This window comes from Alicyclobacillus fastidiosus (assembly GCF_026651875.1).
GTDB classification, from domain to species: domain Bacteria; phylum Bacillota; class Bacilli; order Alicyclobacillales; family Alicyclobacillaceae; genus Alicyclobacillus; species Alicyclobacillus fastidiosus.
The window spans coordinates 4,848,641-4,875,247 of the sequence record NZ_CP104067.1; the positions used below are offsets into that span (position 1 = coordinate 4,848,641).

A 26,607-nucleotide genomic window follows, 5' to 3' on the forward strand; every position below is an offset into this window, starting at 1 on the left:
GAACCCCTCGCTTCGTCCATTGAATAGCTCGCTAAATCCTTGCAATCCCCAGCGCCGTAAGCAATAGGTCAATGACCTTGATCCCGATAAAAGGCGCAATGACGCCTCCCACTCCGTACACAAGCAGGTTTCTAACCAACATGTTCGTCGCGCTCATCGGGCGATATTTGACCCCCCTCATCGCCAGTGGGATGAGCAGAGGAATGATGAGCGCGTTAAAGATCAGGGCGGATAAGATGGCACTATGTGAACTCGTCAAATGCATCACGTTCAAAACCCTGAGTGCAGGGATCATCGTTACAAAAATGGCAGGGATAATAGCAAAGTACTTTGCCACGTCATTTGCAATTGAAAAAGTCGTAATGGCCCCGCGCGTGATAAGGAGTTGCTTCCCGATGGAGACAACCTCAATTAACTTGGTGGGATCTGAATCTAAATCAATCATGTTTCCCGCTTCTTTCGCTGCAGTCGTGCCGGTATTCATGGCCAGGCCAACGTCCGCCTGCGCCAGGGCGGGCGCATCGTTTGTACCGTCACCCGACATGGCCACCAACTTCCCACGTTCCTGCTCCTCCCGAATGAGGCGCATCTTGTCCTCAGGTTTCGCCTCGGCGATGTAATCGTCCACTCCGGCTTCTTTGGCAATCGTTGCGGCCGTCAGAGGATTATCCCCTGTACACATCACAGTTTTGATCCCCATCTTGCGAAGCTCTTGAAACCGTTCCCTCATCCCGGATTTGACAATGTCCTTGAGATAAATCAACCCGTAAATGTCGGTGTCCTTCACGACCGCGAGGGGCGTGCCACCCTCTTTTGCAATACGCTCGGTCATCTCGTCTAAGTCAAGTGGTATCGTGCCACCATTCTCCATGACGTTCCTCTTGATTGCATCGACTGCGCCTTTTCGAACCGCGCTGCCGTCGGGCAAATTGAGACCACTCATGCGCGTATCGGCACTGAACTCGACATTTTCCGCTTCGGTGTAGCGCTCCCGGACAAATGACACGCGAAGCTCCCTGCCCAAATCTACAACAGAGCGCCCCTCCGGCGTCTCGTCGAACAAGGAGGCGATGACCGCAGTCTCAATCACCTCTTTTTCCGTGTGTTTTCCAACTGGAAGAAATTCACTCGCCAAGCGGTTTCCGATGGTGATCGTACCGGTTTTGTCGAGAATCAATGTATTGACGTCACCGGCCGCCTCCACCGCTTTTCCCGATTTCGCGATCACGTTAAACCGAATGACGCGGTCCATTCCTGCAATTCCGATTGCAGACAACAAGGCGCCGATGGTCGTCGGGATCAAACAGACGAGCAAGGCGATTAGCGTTGCGATGTCAATCGTATGGTGCAGATAGCGTGCCATGGGCTCTAACGTGACGACGACGAATAAGAAGATGATGGTCAACCCGGCCAGTAGAACCGATAGGGCTAGTTCATTCGGGGTCTTCTGACGACTGGCGCCTTCGACGAGGCTGATCATCCTGTCCAAAAATGATTCGCCGGGATCGACAGAGATTCGAATCACCAATTCGTCAGATAACAGTTTTGTTCCCCCGGTTACGGAGCTGAAATCTCCACCGGCGCCACGAATCACTGGCGCGGATTCTCCGGTAATCGCCGATTCGTCGACGCTTCCGAGACCCTCTAAAACATCCCCGTCCGCTGGAATCATCTCATTCGCCACGACGCGCACGATGTCGCCACGGTGCAACGTCGACGCAGGTACCACTTCGTACAATCCATTATCTAGCCGGCGGTTGGCCATCAGATCTGTTTTCGTTTTGCGGAGGGACTCGGCTTGCGCTTTTCCTCGTCCTTCTGCAACCGCCTCGGCAAAGTTTCCAAATAGTATGGTCAAGAACAAAATCACGGTGACAATCAGGTTATACCAGCGCTCGCTGGCTGGATAGTCTCCGCCGTACAGATTTGGGTCAAACGTCAACAGTAACGTCACGACAAACCCGACTTCCACCACAAACATGACGGGATTGCACACGAGAATACGAGGATCCATCTTGACGAATGACTCCCAAATCGCCCGCTTCAAGATATCCCGGGAAATGACAAACGAACTTCGGTCCATTTTCAGGTCTCCTTCTGCCTAATCGAGTCAGAATGGCGTCTCTCGCAACTGTTCGTCTCAGGAAAGCCACATCTGTAATTGCTCTCCGATTGGACCAATTGCCAGAGCGGGGAAGAATGTCAGGGCCCCGACGATGACGAATACCGCGACAAACACACCGCCAAAGGAAAACGTGTCAGTTCTCAACGTCCCGACACTTTGAGGAATCACAGCTTTCGTCGCAAGAGATCCGGCGATGGCGAACATAGCAATGAGAGAAACATATCGCCCGAACAACATGACCAAACCCTCGGTGATGTTAAAAAACACGTTGTTGCCACTGAGACCCGCAAAGGCTGAACCGTTGTTTGCAGCCCCGGAAGTATACGCGTAGAGCACTTCGGACAACCCATGCAAACCTGGATTGAGGATCATCGAGGTGCCCGCCTTCGTCGCCAGGGCAATCGCGGTCGGAACAAGTATGATAAACGGGTGCACGAGCATGGCAACCGTAGCGAGCTTGATCTCGCGCGCTTCGATCTTCTTGCCGAAGATTTCAGGTGTCCGTCCAACCATGAGTCCGGAAAGAAACACGGTGATCATGAGGAACATCAGAATGTTTAAGAGTCCGACGCCTTTCCCGCCGAAAATCAGATTGAACATCATGAACACGAGAGGAACCATACCACTGATTGGCATGAAGCTATCGTGCATCGCATTGACCGCGCCAGTCGTAAATGCCGTCGTCAATGCGGCGAACGCACTGGATAGTCCTGTCCCGAAGCGCACCTCCTTGCCCTCCATATTCGGGCCGTTGATGCCAAGCGCGTGCTGTAAGAGCGGATTTCCAGCGGATTCACCGGCGTAGATGACAAACGCCCCCAACACCAAGACACTTTGTGAGATATACGTAAAGGACGACAGCCTGTCTTCGATTACCGATGAAGCGACCGAACGTCCAGACGAGTGCGCAAGAGATCACGCCCATCGCGACCATTTCAAGCACAGTCGTCCAAGCACTGGGGTCTTCATAGGGATGCGCGGAATTGGCGTTAAAATAGCCGCCGCCGTTTGTACCTAACTGTTTAATGGCTTCCAGAGAGGCCACAGGTCCTCGCGAAATCGTCTGAATTTGTCCCTGCAGTGTGTGCACCACCTGTGCCCCTTGTAACGTTTGCGGGACCCCCAAACCGACGAGCACCACAGCAAATACGACTGCTAGCGGAATGAGGAGCCGAGTGTGAATTTTAACATGACCTATGCAGTTGTTGTATGAATTAGGAATTTCGAAAACAAGAAAAGACTTGACAAATCAAAAACACCGCAATAATCGCCGAGAAGGTACTGGTTACCTACCTCTTAGTGATTCGGGTGTTGTGCGTGGCGAATTTATGCAAACCAAAGTTCAAAGTTTTATCGTCGTTCAGTCAGGTCGGTGGGATACCGTTGCTTTGTACCCTGTGGGAGCGTTTTGACCTCTCTCTGCTACTATCTCAATCCGGCATTTTCAAAGTTCGCGGTGTGGCGACCTGGGTCCTTGCTTTCCTTTACGTGGTCGGATTAATTAACCGTTCTCCCTCGGTGAATGCATTGTCGTCGTTTTATAACCAAGACGGTCTACTGCAACAGACACTCGGCGCGAAGAAGATATCGCAATCCGCACTCAGTCGGTTTCTGACCGGGTTTTCCGGTTGGGATGTATTCAACAATAAGCGTACTGAAAGGCTTCAGGATGACACAGACACTGCACTAACAAATGGCGATGTTCTGGCCTTGGACGACACGCATGCACCACACCCATATGCGAAGAAAATCCCCTTTCTCTATTGGCTTTACGACAGTTCCAGCAAAACCTACACATGGGCCATGAACATCGTCGCATTACACGCTGTTCGCCGAAACGGTGTTGAGTACCCATGGTCCTATTCCATCTGGAAGAAACCAGAATCGGAGACAGCTAAAGAGTCTTCAAAACTAGACTTGGCATGGCGCATGCTTCAGGATGTTCGCAAACAAGTATCGTGTCGATTGTGGGTTGTTATGGACCGTTGGTACTTCAGCAAACCATTCTTGCGTCAGTGCGAGTCTGCCAATTTCGATTGGATCACGAAGGCGAAACGCAATACGAAGCTGTTCCGTCGACTCATTGAACCGGGCACCGGGCGTGAACGATTTGTTCCCATACAGCCCATAGATTTGATTCGTGAAGTCTATCCGCGCTTGAAGATGCAACCCAAGGCGAAAGTTGCTTCTGTAGTCTGTCAGGATATCTACATACAGATGCCGACAGAAAAACGCAATCGTAAAGGACAAATGATCATAAAAATGAAGTACACACCCATTGCTGCAGTGGTTGGCTGGCGGGTTAAGGAGGAGTCTAAGGATACCGAGCGAAGCAGGATCGACACAACCGACGAATCAGACCACGAACCCGCGGCCGACTACAAGGGTGCATATCTGCTGATGAGTAATCGTCACGACGTTCCACAGGAAGTGCTTGGGGCATGGCTACGCCGCTGGAATATTGAAATCCTGTTTCGTACAGCCAAGCAAGAGTTGGGTATGTTGAACTGCCATTCACAAAACGAGAACCACATTCATGCACACCTGACGCTGCTATTCACGGCGGAAACTCTCATTCGGTATCTGCTTTGGGCACAACGAAAAACAGCGGGCAAAGAGGATTGCACCCACGGCCAAGTGATCCGCAATCTAATTTGCATCCGCTGCCACACACGTCGAGTCCATAGTAGAAATAAACCAGACTCGATTACACTCGATCTTGACACAGTCGCAAAGGATTTTGCAAGACTGATTCGTAGACTTTGGCCACCCAATCTAGAAATCGGGTGGTTCTGTCCCTTTTCAACCAACCAATTGTTGGGGACAACTGCATAGGTCATGAATTTTAATTAAATCGACCCAGAAATTCCCTATCACCCCGGAGCGGTGTGCGACCAAACTTCTCAGGAATGCAATGGCAGCCACGAATCCAGTGGCCGCCGACGTAAACTGAAGATATGTGATGGCACTCATCTGCGATAGATAGGACAGGGATTGCTCCCCTGCGTAGTTCTGCCAATTGGTATTCGTAATGAAACTAGCGGCAGTATTAAAGGCGAGATCCCAGCTCATTCCTTTGATGTGATCCGGGTTGAGTGGAAGGAAACCCTGAATGCGAAGGATCACATACACGAATAGCATCATGGTGAAATTCACCAACATGAGCGCCCGCAAATAGGATTTCCAGTCCATTTGCACGGACGGATCGACCCCGACAGCACGGAAGAGTACACCTTCTACCGGGGCACACACCTTGTCGAAGATGCTCTTTCTGCCGCTGAATACCCGATAGAGGTACCCCCCCAGGGGGATTCCCAGCGCCAGGATGATGGCAATCACCGCTAATATACCAATGGAACCAGCAATCGTCACACGAAGTCACTCCTCACTATCGAAAACAGCTTGTCGCTAACTGCAGACAACTTTTAAAATTTCTCTGGATGAAAGATGACATAAGTTAGATAGACCATCAGTCCAGCCGAAATCAGTAACAATACCCACATCTCCAAACCCTCCTACGCTCTGTCAAAAACGCGAAACAAAACGATGAATAAACCGAATACAGCCGTGTAAAGCAATAACGAAAGAACATCTCCCATATGTCCACCTCTTCGCGTTCTGGCATTGAACGGGGCAGCGCGTTAGACCCAGCCCGCGCATCCTAGAAACTCGTTGTCGTACACGAAGATTGTAGGTCCGGTTCGCGTAAAAAATGGGGTATAAAAGGAACTCACAGACATAAAAAAAACGTAAAAAACGAGCATTGGCGTTTGGAACCGGGTTATAAATGAAGTATTGTGGCGAAGAAATGGAGCTATCGAATATGAGAAAATCGACAAGACGCAAGTGGCGGGTTCTCACTTCACAGGTCACTACGTGGTCTATCCCTGACAATACCGTAGTTGGTTCTCCAGTCGACGGGAATGGTATCCTGCCCTATCTAATCGTTACATGTATGGTGGCTGGACTAACGGTTTTGTTTTGGAAGATTGGGTACGCATTTACCTTGGTGAACCTAGCCCTGTTGTACCTGCTACCCGTGATGATTAGCTCGGTTCGCTGGGGGGTTGGACCATCTTTCTGCGCGGCAGGTCTTGGCGTCCTCACTTTTGACTACTTTTTTATTCCGCCAATCCACCGGTTCACCGTTTCCGATCTCCGGTATTGTTTATCGTTTGCAGTGTACCTGGCAGTTGCAGTATTAACGGCTAGTTTGGCTGGTCAATTGCGCCAACGAGTGAAAGAAGCTAGTGAACGAGAAGCCATTACCTCCGCTTTGTACACGTTGAGTACCCAAGTGGCCGCGAGTGGGAACTTGGACAGCGTGCTGAACGAAATTATCTGCCATGCCTCGAACACGTTTGGTTTGTATGCAGCCATCCTTTTGCCGGATGCATCAGGAAAGCTTGTCGTGAGGGCACAAGGAAGTCTACAAAACAAGGACCATTCAGCTACTGTTGAACCGCGAATCTCACGCTGGGTGTACGAGCATGGTCAAATGGCTGGATTTGGAACGAATACGAACAGGGATGCATCTCTTCTATACGTCCCTGTAAAAACGGAATCGAAAACCTATGGAGTGATGTGTATCGGAGCCGCACAACCCCTGGGCATTGGTGTTGCGAACTCGAGAATTCGGATCGTTCAGGCGTTAGCCGGTTTGGCTGCGGTTTGCATCGCGCGCATTCATTTTGAGGAACAAGCTAAAATTGCTCATTTAACAGCTGAATCTGAACGGTTGCGCACGGCCTTGTTGGACTCCATTTCCCATGAGCTGCGCACACCGCTAGCCACCATCTTAGGCGCGGTCACAGGAATGACGGAGAGTGCAAACGTCCTTTCAGTCGAAGACCAACAGGAGCTCCTCCTCACCGTCCGCGAGGGAGCCATGCGAATGAACCGGCTTGTGACCAACCTTCTCGGCATGGTTCGAATGGAGAGTGGCATGCTTCGCCTGAAAAAGCAGTGGTGTGATGTAGCGGATATCGTTGGAGTTGCACTTCGTCAGGTACAAGACTCACTACAGAATCGGCACGTCGACATCCATCTTCCGAACAATTTACCTGCCGTTGCTGTCGACGATGTCTTGATAGAGCAAGTTCTCGTCAATTTGCTCAGCAACGCCATCAAGTTTTCTCCGGATGATAGTTCCATTCGCCTTGATTGTATGGAATACGACGGCATCTTGACGATACGAATTCGAGACGAGGGGATTGGCATCAACCCCAATGAGGTCGAGAAGATATTCGACAAGTTCTATCGGTCCAACAACGGAAAAAACATTCCTGGAACGGGTCTCGGGTTAGCCATTTGTAAGGGTGTAATTGAAGCGCATGGCGGTGAAATATTTGCCAGACCTGCAGAGGGTGTCGGCACCATCGTTACAATTCGACTACCTATTGACGATTCACCAGAATTTCCAGACGATGGCGTGGATATCGAACAGTAAGGGGGGATGGTCTTGGGGGCAAAGATATTAATTGTCGACGATGAATCACAGATTAGAAAACTTCTTCGCGTGACTTTAGAGGCGCATGGCTTTACAACCATCGAGGAGTCCACCGGGAAGAATGGCATTCTGCAGGCCAGCATGAGCAGACCTGATTTGATCATTTTAGACCTAGGGCTTCCTGACATGGATGGTACAGAGGTCTTGTCTAAAATCCGCGAGTGGGCAACGGTGCCGATTCTCGTCCTGACTGTACGAGATGACGAGGCAGGAAAGGTTTTCGCCCTGGACCACGGCGCCGACGACTACATCACAAAACCGTTCGGAATGGGTGAATTGATGGCACGTATTCGCGTGGCCCTCCGCCATTCAGCCAATCAGCAGGACGAGCCGGTCTTACACATTGGCCCGATAACGGTCGATCTCGCCCGACGCCATGTGGAAAAGCGCGGTGAACAGATTCGACTCACTCCAATCGAGTATGACCTGCTCAAAGCACTCGCGACAAACGTAGGGCGCGTCATCACGCATCGGCAGTTACTGAAACAGGTATGGGGAGAGCAGAGTCCCGAAACGGCCAGCCATTACTTGCGCGTATACGTCGGTCACTTAAGAAAAAAGATCGAGGACAATCCCGCTCAACCAAACTTGATTATCACAGAGCCCGGCGTGGGATATCGACTCGTCGCTCCAAATTAATTGAAAGTGTCATTCGATGAACCCAAATTCCACCACGCGCCATTTACCTCATAAAACTACGGCCTCCACATCGATACGGCTCTGCGAATGGAGGCCGCAATATTACAACTGATCCGTGGGTTTTCATGTTTGAGATGAGGCCACGTCTGGTAAGAACGTACGACTCTTCATCTAAATTGCAAGCAACAGCGTTACTCGCTGCAAGCAGCTAGCGCCTGTTCAAGATCACTCCATATGTCGTCTACATCCTCAATCCCGACAGACAGTCGAATAAAGCTGTCATCGATGCCCATCTGTTCACGAGTTGCCTTCGGAATCAGTGAATGCGTCATACTTGCGGGATGTTGTACGAGCGTGTGTACCTCACCGAGAGACACCGCGCGTTTACACAACTTCAGTTTGTTCATGAATTGAATGCCCGATTGGTAACCGCCACTTAACGTGAATCCAATGACACCGCCTGCGGCGGACATTTGCCTTTCATACAATTCCCGTTGTGCAAAACTGGATAACCCAGGATAATACACGTGCGTCACTGCAGGGTGACGCTGAATCCGATTCGCTATCTCCATCGCGGACTCACTGTGTCGATTCATCCGAATTTCCAACGTCTTCATTCCGCGCAACACAAGCCAAGCGTTAAACGGTGCCGCGATTCCGCCGATGTCTTTAAGGGTTGTCATCCGCATCTTCGACATCAGCTCCCGAGGGCCAGCCGCGAGGCCCATAATTACGTCACCGTGACCCCCAAGATATTTGGTCGCACTGTGGATCACGATGTCTGCACCGAGTTCGATTGGTCGTTGTAAGACAGGGGTGGCAAACGTATTGTCGACAATAACCGTCGCCCCAATCTCTTTCGCTACGCGACAGCAAGCGGCTATGTCTACCAATTCCATGGTTGGATTCATCGGTGTCTCAATGTAGATGACCTTTGTGTTAGCGGTTACGGCGGCGCGAACGGCATGCTCAGTTCCTAAATCAGCCAAGCTGTAATCTACATGAAAACGTTCCTGTAAAAGCTGCAGCAGGCCATAAGTGCAACCGTAAACTCCGCGTGAAACGAGAACGTGATCGCCCGTGTATACAAGCGCGATGAGTACGGCCGAGATGGCTGCCATGCCACTTGCAAATGCAACACCTTCATCGGCGCCTTCCAATTCCGCAATCGCCTCTTCGAGCAGGTTCACTGTCGGATTGCCTAACCGACTATAAATGTATCCGCTTTCATTACCAGCAAATCGCTGCCCACCCTGTTCCGCGGAATCAAACGCGAACGTCGACGTCTGAAAAATAGGCGGAGTAATGGTACCACTTACCCCGGCCTCACCTTTTAAATCGGGTAAGTGTACAAGTTTAGTCGACAATTTTCTCCTCATGGTAAACAACTCCCCTTTAGCAGGACTGATCACATGATGTTGGTGGGCGATTCGCTCTCTTCACAATATGTTCTTTAAGCCGATAAACGCGCACTTCGCGCGCCAAAATCGAAAAAGGCCCCGTGAACACGGGCCTACCAGTTCCAGATGGACTACAAGTTCAAAAATCCAGCGCCCTGGGGAGCAGGCGACTGGCGAATCGGCAGTAAATCCTGCTGAATCCTATCCACGGCCCATCCAGTCACCTCATCCAGCGTCGTCCACCACACGCCTGGAAAGCTGTGAATATACAAATGCTCGCCCGTTTCTGCCACGACGGCCACTTCCACGTCGTGAGGCGGCGCGTTCACCGCCGGATCATACGTGGCTAACTCCAGATTCAGCCCCAGATTTTCAAGACAGGAAATCGTCTCTCGAGCTGTATCCAAACTGTTGTTGACCACCAGACACTCGGTCCCAGCCGGAAGTGCGATAAGGTCACCGCTCTTCGATAAATCCACCGTTCTCCGAGCGACCAACAGCTTGTCCGGTGGAAACTCTAATTCCTTCAAGACTTCACGGTAGGACGCGAGGATGAGGTCGGTCTTGCATGATTTCCCTTCCTTTGTCCCATCGACGAGATCGACAGAACAACCAAAATGTTCCGTAATTTGCTCGCAAAACATTCGATAGACGTATGTACTTTTGGTGATGAGGAGAATCTTTGGTTTGACCACTGTTACAACCTCCAAATGCTTCCTATCTGTACATGACGACCAGCAAATAAACGAACCACAGACAATCGTTCAGCGCAAACCACGTCGTCTAAACAAAAGCACCGCACAGGTATACTGTATTTCATTATAAATAGGGCAGTCCATCTTCATGAACTGCCCTTAACATATCTCCATCCCTTCGAAAACATGGTATGTAATCATCCATGAATACCAAACAGATGCGCGACCGATTCACCGCCGTAGGCAATCAAGAATGACGAACATACCATTCCGATGAGAATGCTGAGTACCACGAAACGAATATTCCAACGTAATGCGAAGCCAATACCTATACAGACGTAGGCACCTAATATCGGGGATAAAGGAATAAGAATCCAAACTCCGTATTTCCCGTACTTTCTGGACCATCTCTCCGTCTTTTGTAGTTTGCGCCGAATCCATGACCAACGCGCTATCATTTCATCGAACGTCAGTATAAGGAGTGGGATGGGAATCAAATTCGCCAAGATACTAATCATGGCTCCTGCGGCAGGATGAAATCGCAACGGCAGACTCGCAAGCGAAGCTGGTTGTGCTTCCAAAACGATGGAAGTCCCGATTAGGGAAACGGTGGACATCAGTTTTCCCTCATATAACCCGATACAGAGCGCACCTAAGAAAAACAAAAGTCCCAGGCTACCTCCGTAACAAATCCGTCGAATGAGTGTTGATTTGTGAATCCTTGGCTTAAGGAATTTCGTCACTTCCAAATAAAGACATCCCCTTGAATGATACAATGCAGAAACTTAAACCAGCCCTCGACATTTACCGAGTGATCGTAAAAATGCAGCACGTCACCTACACGACGGCATACGAGGGTCCCCTTTCACTTCAGTATGGGTATCAACTCGTAATTGGCTATCAGGCTTCGACGCCGCCGTGCGTCGGATACCGGTGTGTCGACTCATGAGCGTAAAATGTAGGTCTACAGAATGTCCCAACACCGCCCATTGAACGAACGGCTAACTGTATGGTGTTAAACAGTGAATAGTTGGTTGTCCCGTCACTGTTGCTCATTTCCTCTAATGTACTATTGTATTCCCTATAGCAGAAATGTTGCTGTGGATGATCCCGTTCTTCGTTTGTTGAATGTCATGCTGCCCCTTTTTAGTGTTCATGGGTGAATTGTTTTCAATGCCTCAACTTGGTTCAAGAGAGACTCATTGGCGCTGACCGCGATCCCCTAGAGCGTAGATTTGGAAAATCAAAAAACATTCAAGTTGCTTAAGGACGCCAAAATGAGCTTGATTACGCTGAAATTAGACCATTTAAAATCAAAGTGTGCATGGGGCTATGCTCGGTCTTGTCGTAGACAATCATATTTGATTCATCTGTAAGCCAGAATAACACCGTTATATCGTTACGGGGGGCAATAGGTTGTGCACGCGTTTAAGAAGTTATTCGTTCTAACGATGATGATATGGACATGTATGTTGACGTTCTTAAGCAACATTCATGCAGCAGTCATCGATAAGATCCAAGAAGGAAACACATCCAGTTCCAAGGGACATGCGAAATGGGTAGCGAATCCGGAACGGTATGCGACAACGAGCGACATAAAACCCAATTTCGACCTACAGGTTCCAATTTTGGAGTATCACCAAGCAGATTACCTTCCAGGGAATTCGCTAGGCCTCCGCTCTGGACAGTTCCTAAGAGAAGCGCAGTGGCTGTCCGACCACGGCTATCACACCATTAATTTTGGTCAACTGTACGCGGCAATGTACCACATGTACCAACTACCTAAAAAACCGATAATTATCACATTTGACGACGGTTATGAGAGTGTTTATAGAAATATTTTCCCGATCTTAAAGAAGTTTAATCAGCAAGTAACGATATTCATGATCAGCAACTATGTTAGACTTCATGGGAAATGGCCAATGTTAACAAAAGACGAACTTAGAGTGATGGAAAGTAGCGGATTGGTTGATGTTGAATCGCATTCGGCTACACACCCAGATCTCGGAACAGCGTCAGAGAGAGAAGCATATCGCGAAATTGTTCAATCATCCCGCGACCTCGAAAAAATTACAGGTCACCCAATTCGTTTCTTTTGCTATCCTTCAGGCAGATATAACGCTGCTACGATTGAGATGTTGAAGGAAAACGGGTATTTTCTCGCTACCGTCCAAGGGCATGAGCCTGCTTCTCTACGGCAAGGCCCCTATACATTACATCGAATGACGATTTATCAGACGACATCACTTGAGAACTTTGCTCAGTACTTATTGCATGGAGGTTTTAAAACCCTTCCCAACAGTCACGTTTTCGGCTAGAGGCGTCCTCACCGGGCGCCTCGCCTAGTTTGATAAAAACTATAGCTTTAATGGCTAGAATGAAGCGACTGTGGTGAAAGGGGAGATCGATAAAGTGATGTTTACAGATACTTATAGAGCGTGTCCGAAAAGCCCGCAATTTTGAGTAAATAGCAAAACGCACCGATCCGCAAAACTGGTAAAATTGAAGGTATCCAGCCGTCAAATTTTCCAGTTCTGGAGGTGCGTTTTTCCATAGATTTGCAGTTAGACCTGCTTCCATACGCCTATTATAACACGCTTGGCTTCGACCCCGAACTCGTTGATTACGTAGATCACATTGACGACTCATTCCTGGACCTGCTCGTCGGACCCCTGTACGACAAGAGAGGACGCAGACCCGCATCTCCAATCGCCTATTTCCGGATGCACTATCTGTATTTCACTAGGCCGGAGATTACCTCATTCCGTCAATTGTGCAAACAGTTGCGAGACCCAAAGAACCAGGCGTGGCGCAGCTTCATCGGTGTACCCAATCCAGCAAAGGTTCCGTCACACCAGAGCCTGAGTGACTTCCGTAACAAAGTAGGGCCGGACGTATTCGAACAAATTCGTGACGAGTTTATACGTCAATCCATTCACATGGAGGGATTCATCCAGGACACCCTCGCCGCTATTGACTCTCGTCCGATTTACGCCAATGTCAACGGATACAAGAAAAAACGCTGCGATTGTGAGGTTAAGTCAGTTTGCACATGTGAAAAAACGTTTTCTGACCCGGACGCCACCTATGGGGCACAGCGCAGCAAGGTGAACCAGAACCGTTTCTTCGTTGGTTACCGGAAGCACTCGATTGCAGTAAGAACATCTCAAGGACCTGTGGCCTTGTTGTCTATCCTTAAGCCTGCGAATGTGGGCGACATTCGAGTGATGCTTCCACTGATAGAGAAACTCCGGCAGATTAACGAAATGCGCACTCAGTATCTCGTTGCCGACATGGGTTACATAGATGCGGATGACCAGAAGGAGGCATACCACAAACACAGTATGGCTGTGGTTACAGGGTTTCGCAGTGGTATGGTGATGCCAGAGGAATGTAATGAACATGGGCAACCTGAGTGCGAACAAGGCGAACGACTGATTTGGGATGGCTTTGACTGGAAAACGGCCACTTCCTGGTTTCGTGGGGACTCAGAGAAATGCCAGTCATGCCCGCTATCCGGGGTATGCAGCAGGCAATTCGAATTTTCCTTTGACGACAAACCGATTGCATACGGCCCGGTGCCACAAGGCACCATGCTGCATGCCCAGATGCTTGATTTCAGAAGGCAGATTGAGCTGTCCTTTGCGCAAGAGTCCAATGAGTTGACAACAGTTATGAAACACAAGAAGGTGCCTGTACGAACAAACAAACGAGTACAGTCCTTCTTCACCATGCAGGATATATTCCAGCTCATGCAGGCGAGGATAGGTCACATTCGAGAGACCATGCTGCCTGATGACCACATAGAGCGAATTACACAAATGTATACAGTCCAGGCCGAGCAATTGAAACTCGATATCGCTGCATAGGCAAGCAGAACCTGGAAAATAAACAAAAGCCAATGTTACTGACAAGGGGTTCGTGCGCCCATTTTCAAGGGTGAGCAGGCAATGTGTTCCCATACGGAGGCATTCACCAAATTACCAAGTAAACTTATCCCATATCAGGAAGCCTGTATTCATGTATTTGGCTAGACATTTACTCGAATCGGATGCTTTTCGGACAACCTCTTATATATATTTAGATGTGCGGAGAATCCCTACGTCAGATTTCCAAACCCATGGGATACGTATTTGACATTACCCATTTCTGAACTGCTCTGTAGAACGAAAATTAAACCGAACACCGTATCCGTGTACATCACAACCGGTCAGCGAACCGGTGATTCCAACAGACAGTGTCAATAGCCACAGTGTCTGTTTTGACTTCATTTTAGTCGCCTCCCGAATAAAATGGATTGTCAGTAAATTTGCCCGTCAATACACAGACCCATCCAAAGAAAATTTGACCATATGATCCGAAAACCACTCTTATGAAAGTCCATCGAAACGCGGAGCGTGAACATTGGAACATCAAAAGGACAGCCGCTCGGCAATACGGCTGCCTTGGAGGAACGATGCGCAATTGAAACGTCTTAGGCACGTCATCCGTCGATACCCGTGATTATATAGGCACCATGTGAAGCTCAGATGGAGGCGTTTAGAGCGTAACGGAAAGCGGAAATCATCTCGTGTAGGTTTTCGAAATACGTTGGTTAAAGTGCATAAAACCTTGTACAAAAGCAAAAGGGTACCGTGTGAAACGATACCCTGACAATGGTACTGGCACCTTGATGCCTGTTCACCATATTCACGCTTTCTGTCGTCTTTTATGCTCAGTTCTTAGCACTTTATAAGTGATTATTATGATACACCTAAAACTAAGGTCGTTGGTTTCTAGTGTTTCATTGTGAAGCTGCCTCCTCTTGTGTGACAAGGATAACGCAGCCTTAGAAAAACTGCTCTATTCCAATTAAAATAAGTAGTACTCCTGCAACAATTGTCGCATGATCACCCAATCGATTGGCCGCGAATTTTTTACCTATTAACGTACCTACCCAAAGCAACAAAAAGCTAAAAATCCCAACAAAAAATGACGTATATAGGATACTCAACTTGGTAATTCCAGCATCAAAGCCCCCAGCTAGTGCATTCATCGACAGAGCAATCCCTAAAATTATAGACTCAGTAAAACTAATGTGGTTGTTCTTATTGAAGTCTGCCTCCTCTGGGCTACGAATAATTCTGACGATTTTACTGCGGCTTTGCGGATGTGGTTTACGCGCAAAAAAGGGTTGAAGCAGCACACCAACCCCAACGCAAATAATGACTATAGCGCCAACTAAATTGTCAATAAACGAGGGTACCCAATGGGTGATCACGTTACCGAACAAACCTGCAATTAAAGTCCCTGCAAAAGAGATAATCGCAATCACTAAGTTTGGAAGCCAAGGAATTCGGACCCGACGGACTCCGTAAGCCACACCTACGCCACCGTTGTCTAAATTGGATGCAAGCCCAATCCAGATTATCTCAAGCAGTGGAGAGACATGCATACGTTCACCACCCAATCTCACTGTTCTGTTTGCAAACTATGCACCATGGCTTACTCAGGTGCCATGACGCACTTCATGAGATCGGCGCATATGATTGTATGCATTACATCTAAAAAAAGACCTAATCCACTCACGAGGAGGGAATAGGCCATACGCCTTGAACACACACGTGCCTTAGACGGCTCTTAGTTTTGTGGATAAAAGTATCCATAAAAGTTGTACATTTGGTGTTTATCGTAGATGGACTCGTTTGCCATCTTGTTAGGGACTTCAATTTCTTGACCAAGAGAAGTGCCGAAGTGACTAAAAATATCCCCTTGGAAATGATAATCCTTTACATTGAAACCATATATTGAATCCGGTCGAAACCCAGTTCCGATTGAATTAAATACAGTTGCACTGACTGCCTGCCACGAATGGGTGTTGCCTGACTCGTAAAGATACAGTTGTTGAGCTAACCATCCCCCTATTGAGTGCCCGGTGAAAATAACATGATACGAACCACTCGGTAGTGATTTTCTCACATTAGAAGCGAATTGTTCTGCAAGTCTAAGCTGAGCAACAGAACCCTGAATATCTAAATAGATACCCGCGTCCGAGACTAAATCTCGAGCATCATCCGTACCGCGATACGCGATGATGACCGTATTCCCCTGCTCGAATGCGATTGCATAAAATCCATAAGTTGGTTCGCTGTTTTCCACGTCAATAATTTTCCAATTATTCAAATCCGAAAAGAACCTTTGATCAGCCTGTCCATATGACAAATGCCAATCCAATCCGTTAACTTTCCTAATCTGTTGGGATATCCCTGACGGACCCATCCCACTTTTAGCCAAACTGCCTACCTGTCCTAGGGTATCCCCAACATAGGAGTCTAGATTCGAATAAGAGATGTCCGTCATTTTCATAAGTACCCCATCATACACACCATCCGTTGTACCAGGTTCCTCCCACCTGTGTTGAGTAGTGGGCGAGGGGCTTGACATGGCGACGGCATTCACGTTTATAAAACGCGCCGATGCTACAGAAAGAACGGCGACAATGATGAGTACACAGAAACTCCTCCAAGAGGATATCAATTTCATAAGTTTAACTATGATACGATTCCCCTATCTCTTAGGCATGCGAGTTGGCACCGTAGATACATGTTCCTTTACCACCATAACACACGGAAGATGCTCTTATCACGGTAATAAGTGTCACAAAACGGTCCTCACACACATTTAACCAAGAACAAATCCTCGATGGTGTCCCACTCGTTACATCCGAATTACGGATAAATTTGTGGTCCAGGAATGCCTTGGTTGTAGACGAGTGGTATCGTAGTATCCCTTGCTTGAGGCTAATTTCAGTGACTTAATTGTAACCATGACCGGTCTGCGTACATCATCATCGTTGTCAAATGAACTAAGCCGCGGTTAAAAAACGCCACGGGATTCCCGTGGCGATCTTCTTTATTGTGCAAACACTAGGTGGCCAAATTGCGCAATCGTCGGTTTAGACCATACCCAATTTCCTGCAGGTGTTTGGGCAGGGTTATAAAACACTAGCGCTCCAGGTACTTCCTCGGTACCATTCTGCAATACATCTTTTGCAGCCTCAATGCTTGACGCATCAGGTGTCGTGTAAATATATCCATTCGGAACGCTCGAGAACTGGTATATCCCGTCGGTCTGTTGAAATACTACATCATATACACTGTTACCGCCGTATGAACCTGATTCCATACGGTGCATAATAACGTCACCGACGGCGATTTGGGCCTGTAGTGATTCACCGCCGGCTTCAGCGTTGATCACGTGTTCCATCCAATATAGGTTTCCGGGTGTATCATAAGATTGGCTTCCGGTTGGCAACACAAGTTGAGTGCCAACCTCCAAATCATTTGGATTGACGTTTGAGTTTGCATTTTCCATGGACTGAACTGAAATTCCATCCGCTTTAGAGATATTCCACATCGTGCTGCCTGGTTGCACTGTAACGGTATTTGTAGCCGCAAAAGCGGAAGTCATTGTAAGACACGAAACTGCAACACCAGCAAATAATCCAACCATCGCTCGTGTAAAACGCATATCGTAAAAACTCCTCTCGTTTTTTCGCCTTCGAGGTTAGTTGTCGGGTTCGGATGACGAGACACCCGTCGAATGATTCACCCCAAGCCCCTTTTCAGGAACAAGAAATCCCCCGTACACCGTGCTGGCGATTCGGCAAGTCGTGAACACTGTGAAAGATTGTAACAGGATATGGACCGAACAAAAACACACGGATATTTGAATGAAATATATATTTTACCAACGTATTTCGAGCACGGAGTGCCAACACCATTGTCAAACAGTGTGGTCTTGAGACAATGCTCTGTGCGAAACATCCGTTATGATACTGTGTTTGGACGAAATGCGGTGTACCTTACGAACAAACTTTTTTATTGAGAAATTTCTTGAAAGGGTTCCAACTATTGAGGAGTCAACACGCGCACTCTCTAAGGTTTTGGGGGTAGTTTTGCGGGGTTAACCGCTAATTTGGGTTTAACAATTTGTTGGCTGATTACTCACCAAGGAGGATTCACAAATCAAAATACAATATGAACAATGTCGTCATACGATTTGAAAATTATTCCGGATGAGTGGATTGAATTGCGGGAAGCTTTGGCTGATCTCCCACTGTGCAATCCCAGGGAGGTTATACTTCTTAACCAACTGTAGTTTTACTTGTATACTGCGTACGTCTTCAAACCAGACTATGTGCTCTGCCCCTTGCTGATCAACATATCGGAACGAAGGAGACATACTGGTAGTATCAAAGAAAATGGACGAGCCTTGTTGCATTGCAATGTCAATGGCATCTTGAGCACTGACGACGGTCGCGGCCTCGTTTAAATCATATGGCAAGACCCAATCGTATCCATATCGAATTACCCCCAGAAGGACCTGAACTCGAGGCACGACGGAAAGGGCGTACTGAATCGTGCTCTCGACATTGTGAAACGCTGCGATCGGACCCGGCTCACCTGTAGCCCAGTGCCAGTTGTACGCCATCAAAATGAGGTGGACCGCGTGCTCTGAGAGCGTGGCATAGTCATATGGCCTAAGTAAAGGGTTGGCTGCATCTGTTGCACTCCTTATAGGCATGACTGATACAAACAAACGGCGGTATGAAGGCAATAGTCGGGCTGAAAGTTCACTAAGAAACTGCTCAAATATATTACTGTCACCCGGTGGAATATTCTCAAAGTCTATCACAACCGCTCGATACCCTTGACTGGTTACCACATTCATCACTTCAGATATGTACTGCGCTCGCATACTTGCACTTGACAACATTGCATGAACGGCACTCGAATTAAAACCTTCCCCCGTCCAATTCGAAAACACAGCAGCCGGATTCGTGCGGGTTTGGCGGATGGATTGCAAAGCAATTTGGTCGTTTGCCGGCAAGATTGCCCCTGTTTGATCCATACCGTACCCAAAGGGTGCTATATATGTGTTGTACGGAGCATTACTCAGAACGTTTATTCGATCTTGATCTGTTCCCGTCAACTCCAGAAATCCCAACACCGTAATCGATGACCTAACGATTTCCGGAAATCTCAGAATACTTCCGATTTCGATAGCATTTCCACTGACTTGTGGATTCAATGTGCGGATTGTATTTAGGGAGAGTCCATATCGCTTTGCTATATTCAACAACGTGTCTCCTGGCATGACCACGTAACTTGTACGATTTGTCGGAATCAAGATAGATTGATTAGGGACTATACTGGCGGACGACAGTTGGTTGACTTGCACCACAGACTGAACGGACACTCCGTACTGCTCAGCGATACGGAATAATGTCTCCCCTGTTTGAACCACATGAATTTCCATCGCGATCCCTCCTCCACATCATATGCAATATGGAGTGAATGGTACTCCTCCGTACCTAAACAGAACTTGCCTTTACTCGGCTTCGACAGTCGTAGATACACGAAATCCCGAAACCCGTTGGTGCTTCTAGGGTTTCGGGACTGTGGATAACTTCGTGTGGTGCCTACAGCGTATCTGTGGATATGTCCGAGAACAACGGTGGATGTTCGTAACCCAGCGCTTTCAGGATTTGTGCCTGCTCCGGGGTTACTTCTGTTCGCTGCCGGACTCTGCCGCTACCAGCTTTGTAGGTTACAAGGTGCATCTCGTTCATGACAGAACGGATCTCTCGCCATGTGTGGCTAGTTCGGTTCTCTGCCACCCGAACCAAAAGTAACGAGAGCCAGCACAGTAGTACATGTGCCCGAATCCGCTCATTCTTCCTGTGGTACATCGGGCGCAATTCCATGGTCTGTTTCAGAGAACGGAATGCCGCCTCAACCTGCCAGAGCTGCTTGTATCCAAGGGCCACATCTTCCGCGGACAGTGTGTCGTCTGAGGTTCGGATCAGATACTTTCCGTCCAGTCGTTCCATCGCCTTAACCGCCTGGTGGTCAACTGTGAGATTGCCACGCTTGTCCGACTTCAAGTAACGCTTGAAGGTCGGGTGACTTTGCAATCGACAGTGCGCCTTGGTGTGTGCGTCGTTATCCAACTCCTTGAGTCGTGCGAGCTCTGCTTCCAGGGCCTTGAGGTGTGCCTCGCGCCGAAACGCATCTCGGCGAGCTTCATCTGGGTTGCGAACGAGCACATATCGGACCCGTGCCTCACCGTCTCCTACGACGATTTCCTTTATTTCAAGGTTATCCCGTATCGTTTTAAATCGCCCAGGACGAGACATGGCATCTTCGACTGTCTGCTTCCCAGAGGTCATCTTCTCTCCAGCAATGTAATGCCCTCCGGCTTTCTGGAGTTCACGTAAATTGTCCTCCGAGCTGAACCCACGGTCGACGACCGTAACGACGCGTCCGAGACGCCAGCCAATGAGGTCCTTCTTCACTTCTGGAATGACGGTCATGTCTGACGTGTTCCCTGGCCATACCCAACACCGCACAGGGATGCCGTCTCGGGTCACTGCAAAACCAATTACGACCTGCGGTAAGTCCGGCCGGTGGTCCTTGGAGTAGCCGGGTTGCTTCAGACTGTCTTCTTCCGGCTCGTCATCCATTTCAAAGTAGCTTGACGTGGTGTCAAAGAACAGTAAGTCGACTTCCAGGTTCAACAAGTCGGCGACAGTCTCGAACACTTCTCTCTGGATGTCTACGTCCGATTCAATCAGGAAATCCATTGCACGGTACCCCTGGTGGACCTCAAAGTTCTCAACACCGGGGAGTGCGATGTCTCGCTTCACCCAGTCCTCCATGCCAAGCTTGCTCGAGGGGTCCAAGGCTCGATTGGCGACCATCGCAAAGATGGCCCGCTCTATCGGGGCTTCATATTTGCGCTGTGCCAGACGCTTGGATATGGCTTGACCCACGCCAAGTTCATGCCACAACGAGTCGACGATATAAGCGGTGCCAAACGTTTTGCTATCGAGCAGACTCAACTGCACGCTATCCTTGGGCTCCGACGCAACGGGTTCATCACCAAGGAATCGTGAGATGCTCGCGGCAAGCCTCTTCAATCCATCCATGTCCACTTCATCTTCACGCCCGAAGTGGTAGAGGACTTTCGCTTGGGGATTGCCGGTCTTGGGATTGCGTTCATTATGGGCAAGCTGCACGTAGGACGTGACAGAACCGTTTTTATTTTTTCGTGATATCCGCCGTATGTACATGTCTACATTTTAAAATCATATGTTCTACGAAGTCAACTACTGTGGATAACAATACTAGTTATCCACAGAAATTCGCATGTCTACAACTTTTCGTAAAAATGCCTACATAAAATAACCGGAATTCCGCGCCGTTACGGGATTCCGGTTATCCACAAATGCTTATAAACGGGTTGTAACTGTCGAACCCGAGCTTTAAGAACTCATATTTTGTGATTCCACCACGTGAATATGTGACCGCTCGCGAGGTCGACAAAGAAGAAATCAAGTGTGTTGTTTGTCAACCTCGCCGAGACCATCTATGTCAATACAAGACCCGACCCATCAAATTGACCCATTCCACGAGATCAAGTTTAGCCCAAACCAATCATGGAACTGATCTGATTGACATTGAAACCGATAATAGGCCGGCCATCAATTAGGAGTGTCGGTACTGTCTTACTGTTTACCAATGCGAGTTTCTTTGCTCCTTCTTCGGAAAAGGCATCAATTTCTCGATACTTCACCCCCCTCTCTTTGAAGAAGGATTTTGCACGGGTGCAGTGAGAACATGTTTTTGTTGTGATAATTTCGATCGTCAATGTCCCACTCCTCAAACTGACGAAGTATCTATGCAAGAAAACAATAGTGGGAGGCACATAATCGGAGGACAATGCATCGCGGATACCTCCCACAAATTTTGATTACAAATCAACAGCATGGTGTTGTGGCTGCTGCAGCATAACCGCCATAAGCCGGGACTAGCAGGAAGAACAGAACAAAAATGATCAGGAACACAACTGCCCAATGAGTGTAATATCCGAATGTTCCATACATCATTATCAACCTCCTATATGGACTTATAAATTAGTTGTATGTGTAAACGATTGTCCTTTCTAACGGCGAATGACGCTGTAAATTCGCCTATACTGGAGCTTTAAGACTCCGTGATAACAAAAAAATCATGACGGAGTACGCCATGATTGTGTATCCTCATTGAGCCAAACTGCCATTGTGCGACATAACAGCAGTTATTCTAAATGTTTGTAGGTGAAAAGACAGGTCCCGTGGAAGCGCATTTGTTGCTGTAGTTCTTTTTTCGTTCGACTGGCATGCTACGAATCTTCTTTTTCATCGTCTTGAGCTCTTTTCCGTGATCGGAACAGGTCTTTCTGCTGGTCGGTTAAGTGCCAAAATGGCCACTGTAACAAGAATACACACCCCGCCGATCATTGCAGGTAAGCCCATTTGTACATGTAAAAACGCAACTGCAATGATTGAGGCAGACAATGGCTCACCACAAGACAACAGACTCGCCTCTGAGGCGGTAATATATTTCAAGCTCGAGATATAGACGTAGAACGCAACCAAGGTTCCGAACAACACCACGAAGCTGACGAGCCACCATGCACCTAATGAGCTATGTCCCGTGTAACGCCACGGTGGTGTGATAAAAGACATTCCAATACCACCGATGAGCATCGCCCATCCAACAATGGTTGCAGAGTCGTATTTCTGCAATAAAACTTGTGGATACAAAGAATAAAATGCGAGCGTTATGGCTGAGACCAGTCCCCAAAAAAACGCCAGAGGTGCAATGGAGAAACTGTGAAAGTCGCCATTTGTAACGAGTAATAAAGCACCCGCGAGCGCGAGAAAAACAGCCGCAAACTGTGAAATACTCGGCAAGCGGCGTTGTCGTAAGGCAAGGTACCCTGTAATGAATATAGGTCCCATATACTGAAGCATGGTTCCGGTAGCAGCGTTTCCATAGCGAATTGATGAGAAATAAGAATACTGAACACCAAGTAATCCAATGATTCCAAAGAGAACAAGCTTTAGGGCATCCCGTTTATCTTTCCATACGGCGATGGTCCGCATGGGGCCCGATTTTATGGAGACACCTGCCAGGAGCAGCATCCCAGCGATACTCATGCGCACGCTTACCAACCAACCGGATTGAAATCCGTCACGTTGAAATAACACTTGAGCAGCAGTCCCCGAAACGCCCCAAAGAACAGCCCCCAACAGTACCATCGACAGACCCTTGAAATGGTCGAACTTCTTGCCAGCAACAGACGTTGATTTCATCGCCGTTTCCATGTTTCCCGGTTTCTGGTTTTCAAGGTTCATGTTTGACTCTACGTACTCCAACGTCCCACCTCCTGTAAAAGTCATCTCATACTGTACTATTAACACAAAACAAATTTATCCTCTACGGTAGATGGCGCGTGAAGAGCATCCTGAGGAAGATCGACAACTATAAGAGGCAAGGTGGAAGCAACATCTTGAGTCACTGGTCAATATCAAGAAGACGTTGCGATGTTTTGAGAAAGGAGCTAAAGGGCCTCTCATGAAGGAGGCCCTTTTATACTTTACGCTACGTAATCGGAACAACTCGGTGTTTTAAACTGTGGTGGGTGCACGCCACCATTACAAGGTGATTCGGGAGTTCAAAGGAAATACCACACTCATTTTCCGGATTTGGGCTGGGTTAAGTCATATAAGGTTACTCCGCCTACACTAACTGTCTTAAAGTTGTTTTTCACCCAATTGGTAATCGCCGTTCCAGAACCACCAACTCCCTGGAAGTTAGATCCACGGGCACCTTCTGGGGAATTACTATTTACTTCACTCCCGGGGAGTGCACTGCCCATACCGCCACCAGGGAGTTCACCGCTCGCACTTCCACCAGGGAATCCACCGGCCATACCACCGCCTGGGAATTCACTGCTCGTGCCCCTACCCGGGAAGGTATTGCTCGTATTACGGCCAGAAAATCCACCAGGACCACCCGCCCCCATACCATCAGCGATATAGTAGTGAATTTTCCCTTCACTCACGTACTGTTTAAACTCGGAAAGCGTCATGGCTGGGTCGCTACCCGAGAATCCACCGATAGCCATGACTGGCTCTCCGCTTGCCAGCTGGTACGGAGCAGATGACATTGCACTCGTTGTCGCCGCTACCCAAGTGTAATGCGATGCATCTTTCTGAAGAAGCTTAACAACCGCCTCGCTGGGGGTAGTGTCACCTCGGCCAGAAAAACCACCGGTATTGTTACGAAGTGTCGTCGCCCCCGATGCCTCGGCGGGTAGACTTCTCGAACTATCTCCAGTTGTTCCAGGACCAACACCCACGGCTCCATTACCACCGAATCCACCTTTAAATCCGCCACCGAAAGTCATGCTAGACACAGCCGGTCCCGCTGAAGGAGTCGATCCTGTATGCGGAGTAGCCACAGTATCCAACGTATACGCCATCGGTCCCGCCAATCCGACTATCATAGCAGCTACAGCCGCTCCACCAAACCACCTGCGTCCAAGCTTTGCCCCAATAACAATGGCGACGGCAGCGATAATACCGACCACAAGTATGGAGAACCGTAACCAGGGATACCAGGTGGGTGTGCGGTTGAGGAGCACATAGGACCAGACCACCGTGGCCAGAGTGGCACCCGCCAAGCCGCCCCGGGCAATAAATTCATTCTTCCTGCGCCAGAGAACATCGACACCGATACCCACGAGGGCTGCCACCGATGGTGCCAGGGCAATGGTGTAATACGTATGGATGATCCCTTGACCTAAACTAAACGCTAGACCTGTCACGACGAGTGACAAGACCCATAAGATCATCGCCTGGAAAGCCCTATCGGTCCGCCACTTACGGCGTACAATCCATACAGTGATAACAAAGAGAATCAATGCACCAGGAATCAGCCACGAGATCTGGCCTCCCATGTCGGTCGCAAATAATCGAAACAGACCGGTAGCTCCGCTGAAGCCTCCAGACATTCCTCCACCTGTGAATGCGTGTGTGCTTCCACCGATACTGTCATAGGTGAGCTTCGGTGTACCTCCACCGCCTGCCATCCCCGACTCATTGCCACTTAGCCGACCAAGACCGTTATAACCGAAGATAAGGTTCAAGATACTGTTATTCTGAGAACTCCCGATGTACGGACGGTCAGCTGCTGGTATCAGTTGCACAATCGCCACCCACCAACCTGCTGACACAACCACAGCAATCGCGCTCATTATGATTTGCACCAGGCGTCGGCGTAAAGACATGGGGGAAAACACGAGATAGACAACGACAAAAGCTGGTACGACTAAGAAAGCCGCAAGCATTTTCGTTAAAAATCCAAACCCAATGAGAACCGATGCCAACATGAGCCATTTCGTTTTTCCTGCTTCGAGTGATCGCGTGAGCGCATAAGCACTGGATGTAAGTAAAAGTACCAATAGTGCATCTGGATTGTTGAATCGGAACATGAGGGCAGCAACCGGCGTAGTGGCGAGTACAGCTCCAGCAAGCAAGGCTGCACCCGGGCTGAACCAGCGTCGGATCGTACTGTAGAGGACCCATACACAGGCCACACCCTCCAGCGCTTCGGGTACAAGGATGCTCCATGAATTGAGACCGAATATCCGAGCTGACAGGTCCATGATCCACAAAGAAGCGGGCGGTTTATCCACCGTAATATAATTTGATGCGTCTAGTGATCCGAAGAAAAATGCCTTCCAACTTTTTGCCGCAGCCTGCACCGCAGCACTATAAAAGGAGTTGGACCAGCCAGACTGGTCTAGCCCCCAAATATAAGCGACACCCGTCAACAGCAACAGGGCTATCAGCGCTGGTCTGACCCACTGCGCATCTTCTGGTCGACCTCGGAGAAACGTTCGAAACCCCTGTCTGCGCGACTGTAATGTACTCATCTCTACCGTCCTTTCATACCCAGCAACGATATCAGGAGTGTTGTACGGAAGTACGCTTGAAACCCGTGCGCTGCAAGTAGAATAATCGCGGTTTTCTCCAGATATTCCCACTGCACCTTTTCGCGTCATCCCTAACTCCATCTTCTTACCGCTATGGCAGGACCTATGATAGCCAATCACCCTGAATTAAGTTTGAAAGAAAGCTGAAAGGTTCCTGAAGATACCCTCTTCGATTTCGTACCACGTTGGAAATTTTTCGAACGTCTATGCTTGCCACTTCAAAAATGAATTCAATATTTGACTGCTACGCTTACACAAGAACGGCAGAATGGATAAATCAGCTCGGACACTCATCTGGAGGAATGAAAGTTTTCAGCAAGCTTTAAGCTAATCCTTAAGTGGATCTCAGGTTAATACGTTAAAAATGTT

22 protein-coding genes and 1 riboswitch are annotated in these 26,607 nt (G+C 48.6%); of the genes, 5 read left to right on the top strand and 17 right to left on the bottom strand.

Features of this window, described 5'->3' with window-relative positions:
- Positions 1–31 precede the first annotated feature (31 nt).
- From kdpB to NZD89_RS23755, 3 genes are read right to left on the bottom strand one after another with little or no spacing between them, the layout of a single operon-like run.
- Positions 32–2,083 carry a potassium-transporting ATPase subunit KdpB gene (gene kdpB / locus NZD89_RS23745; protein ID WP_268005156.1) on the bottom strand — a complete coding sequence of 684 codons (2,052 nt, stop codon included), beginning with the start codon at positions 2,081–2,083 and terminating at the stop codon, positions 32–34.
- A gap of 57 nt (positions 2,084–2,140) precedes the next feature.
- Positions 2,141–2,947: a potassium-transporting ATPase subunit KdpA gene (locus tag NZD89_RS23750; RefSeq protein WP_268005157.1), complete on the bottom strand. Its 807-nt coding sequence runs from the start codon at positions 2,945–2,947 to the stop codon at positions 2,141–2,143.
- Complete coding sequence (locus tag NZD89_RS23755) at positions 2,919–3,266, bottom strand: potassium-transporting ATPase subunit KdpA (RefSeq protein WP_326492887.1); 348 nt, start codon at positions 3,264–3,266, stop codon at positions 2,919–2,921. Before NZD89_RS23755 ends, NZD89_RS23750 begins: the two co-directional genes overlap by 29 nt.
- A 242-nt stretch (positions 3,267–3,508) precedes the next feature.
- Between NZD89_RS23755 and NZD89_RS23760 the strand changes: the two genes are divergently transcribed.
- Complete coding sequence (locus NZD89_RS23760) at positions 3,509–4,960, top strand: transposase (RefSeq protein WP_268005159.1); 1,452 nt, start codon at positions 3,509–3,511, stop codon at positions 4,958–4,960.
- Here the strand turns inward: NZD89_RS23760 and NZD89_RS23765 are convergent.
- Both NZD89_RS23765 and kdpF read right to left on the bottom strand, forming a co-directional pair.
- Positions 4,928–5,497: a potassium-transporting ATPase subunit KdpA gene (locus tag NZD89_RS23765; RefSeq protein ID WP_268005160.1), complete on the bottom strand. Its 570-nt coding sequence runs from the start codon at positions 5,495–5,497 to the stop codon at positions 4,928–4,930. The genes NZD89_RS23760 and NZD89_RS23765 overlap by 33 nt on opposite strands.
- Positions 5,498–5,550: 53 nt before the next feature.
- The gene (gene kdpF, locus NZD89_RS29860; RefSeq protein ID WP_369125281.1) at positions 5,551–5,628 is read right to left on the bottom strand and encodes a K(+)-transporting ATPase subunit F; all 78 of its coding nucleotides are present in this window, start codon (positions 5,626–5,628) and stop codon (positions 5,551–5,553) included.
- 320 nt (positions 5,629–5,948) lie between these two features.
- Here kdpF and NZD89_RS23770 point away from each other — a divergent pair, with 320 nt between their 5' ends.
- Together NZD89_RS23770 and NZD89_RS23775 are read left to right on the top strand one after the other, a co-directional pair.
- Positions 5,949–7,574 carry an ATP-binding protein gene (locus NZD89_RS23770; protein WP_268005161.1) on the top strand — a complete coding sequence of 542 codons (1,626 nt, stop codon included), beginning with the start codon at positions 5,949–5,951 and terminating at the stop codon, positions 7,572–7,574.
- Positions 7,575–7,580: 6 nt separating this feature from the next.
- Positions 7,581–8,273 (top strand): response regulator, encoded by a 693-nt coding sequence (locus NZD89_RS23775; protein WP_268005162.1) that lies wholly within the window; start codon positions 7,581–7,583, stop codon positions 8,271–8,273.
- Between the two features lie 191 nt (positions 8,274–8,464).
- Here the strand turns inward: NZD89_RS23775 and megL are convergent, their stop codons facing one another.
- The 3 genes from megL to NZD89_RS23790 all read right to left on the bottom strand — a co-directional run bounded on the left by megL (position 8,465) and on the right by NZD89_RS23790 (position 11,111).
- On the bottom strand, positions 8,465–9,652 hold the full coding sequence (gene megL / locus NZD89_RS23780; protein ID WP_268005164.1) for a methionine gamma-lyase: 1,188 nt from the start codon (positions 9,650–9,652) through the stop codon (positions 8,465–8,467).
- A 152-nt stretch (positions 9,653–9,804) separates the two neighbouring features.
- The gene (locus NZD89_RS23785) at positions 9,805–10,368 is read right to left on the bottom strand and encodes a hypothetical protein (RefSeq protein ID WP_268005165.1); all 564 of its coding nucleotides are present in this window, start codon (positions 10,366–10,368) and stop codon (positions 9,805–9,807) included.
- 197 nt (positions 10,369–10,565) lie between these two features.
- Entirely contained in the window at positions 10,566–11,111 is a 546-nt protein-coding gene (locus NZD89_RS23790) for a small multi-drug export protein (protein WP_268008598.1), read from the bottom strand.
- Between the two features lie 675 nt (positions 11,112–11,786).
- On the opposite strand from NZD89_RS23790, the gene NZD89_RS23795 reads away from it, so the two are divergent.
- On the top strand, positions 11,787–12,686 hold the full coding sequence (locus tag NZD89_RS23795) for a polysaccharide deacetylase family protein (RefSeq protein WP_268005166.1): 900 nt from the start codon (positions 11,787–11,789) through the stop codon (positions 12,684–12,686).
- A gap of 222 nt (positions 12,687–12,908) precedes the next feature.
- Positions 12,909–14,237, top strand: coding sequence for a transposase (locus tag NZD89_RS23800; protein ID WP_268003901.1), 1,329 nt, complete (start codon positions 12,909–12,911; stop codon positions 14,235–14,237).
- Positions 14,238–14,507: 270 nt separating this feature from the next.
- On the opposite strand, the gene NZD89_RS23805 is transcribed toward NZD89_RS23800, so the two are convergent.
- The 9 genes from NZD89_RS23805 to NZD89_RS23845 form a co-directional block, all read right to left on the bottom strand.
- A complete protein-coding gene (locus NZD89_RS23805; protein ID WP_268005167.1) occupies positions 14,508–14,639 on the bottom strand; it encodes a hypothetical protein in 132 nt (43 codons plus the stop codon).
- A 557-nt stretch (positions 14,640–15,196) separates the two neighbouring features.
- Positions 15,197–15,802, bottom strand: coding sequence for a sporulation membrane protein YtaF (gene ytaF, locus NZD89_RS23810; RefSeq protein ID WP_268005169.1), 606 nt, complete (start codon positions 15,800–15,802; stop codon positions 15,197–15,199).
- A 185-nt stretch (positions 15,803–15,987) separates the two neighbouring features.
- Positions 15,988–16,713, bottom strand: coding sequence for a Tle-like phospholipase domain-containing protein (locus NZD89_RS23815; RefSeq protein WP_268005170.1), 726 nt, complete (start codon positions 16,711–16,713; stop codon positions 15,988–15,990).
- A gap of 546 nt (positions 16,714–17,259) precedes the next feature.
- Positions 17,260–17,877, bottom strand: a complete 618-nt coding sequence (locus NZD89_RS23820) for a cell wall hydrolase (protein ID WP_268005171.1) — start codon at positions 17,875–17,877, stop codon at positions 17,260–17,262.
- Between the two features lie 10 nt (positions 17,878–17,887).
- Positions 17,888–18,025: riboswitch (cyclic di-AMP (ydaO/yuaA leader) on the bottom strand.
- A 374-nt stretch (positions 18,026–18,399) separates the two neighbouring features.
- Positions 18,400–19,668, bottom strand: a complete 1,269-nt coding sequence (locus tag NZD89_RS23825; RefSeq protein ID WP_268005172.1) for a glycosyl hydrolase family 18 protein — start codon at positions 19,666–19,668, stop codon at positions 18,400–18,402.
- A 163-nt stretch (positions 19,669–19,831) separates the two neighbouring features.
- Positions 19,832–21,484: an IS1634 family transposase gene (locus NZD89_RS23830; RefSeq protein WP_268005173.1), complete on the bottom strand. Its 1,653-nt coding sequence runs from the start codon at positions 21,482–21,484 to the stop codon at positions 19,832–19,834.
- Between the two features lie 350 nt (positions 21,485–21,834).
- A complete protein-coding gene (locus tag NZD89_RS23835) occupies positions 21,835–22,062 on the bottom strand; it encodes a glutaredoxin family protein (protein ID WP_268005174.1) in 228 nt (75 codons plus the stop codon).
- Positions 22,063–22,591: 529 nt separating this feature from the next.
- The gene (locus tag NZD89_RS23840; RefSeq protein WP_326492888.1) at positions 22,592–23,614 is read right to left on the bottom strand and encodes a DMT family transporter; all 1,023 of its coding nucleotides are present in this window, start codon (positions 23,612–23,614) and stop codon (positions 22,592–22,594) included.
- Positions 23,615–23,931: 317 nt separating this feature from the next.
- Positions 23,932–26,178 carry an ArnT family glycosyltransferase gene (locus NZD89_RS23845; RefSeq protein WP_268005175.1) on the bottom strand — a complete coding sequence of 749 codons (2,247 nt, stop codon included), beginning with the start codon at positions 26,176–26,178 and terminating at the stop codon, positions 23,932–23,934.
- Between the last annotated feature and the right edge of the window lie 429 nt (positions 26,179–26,607).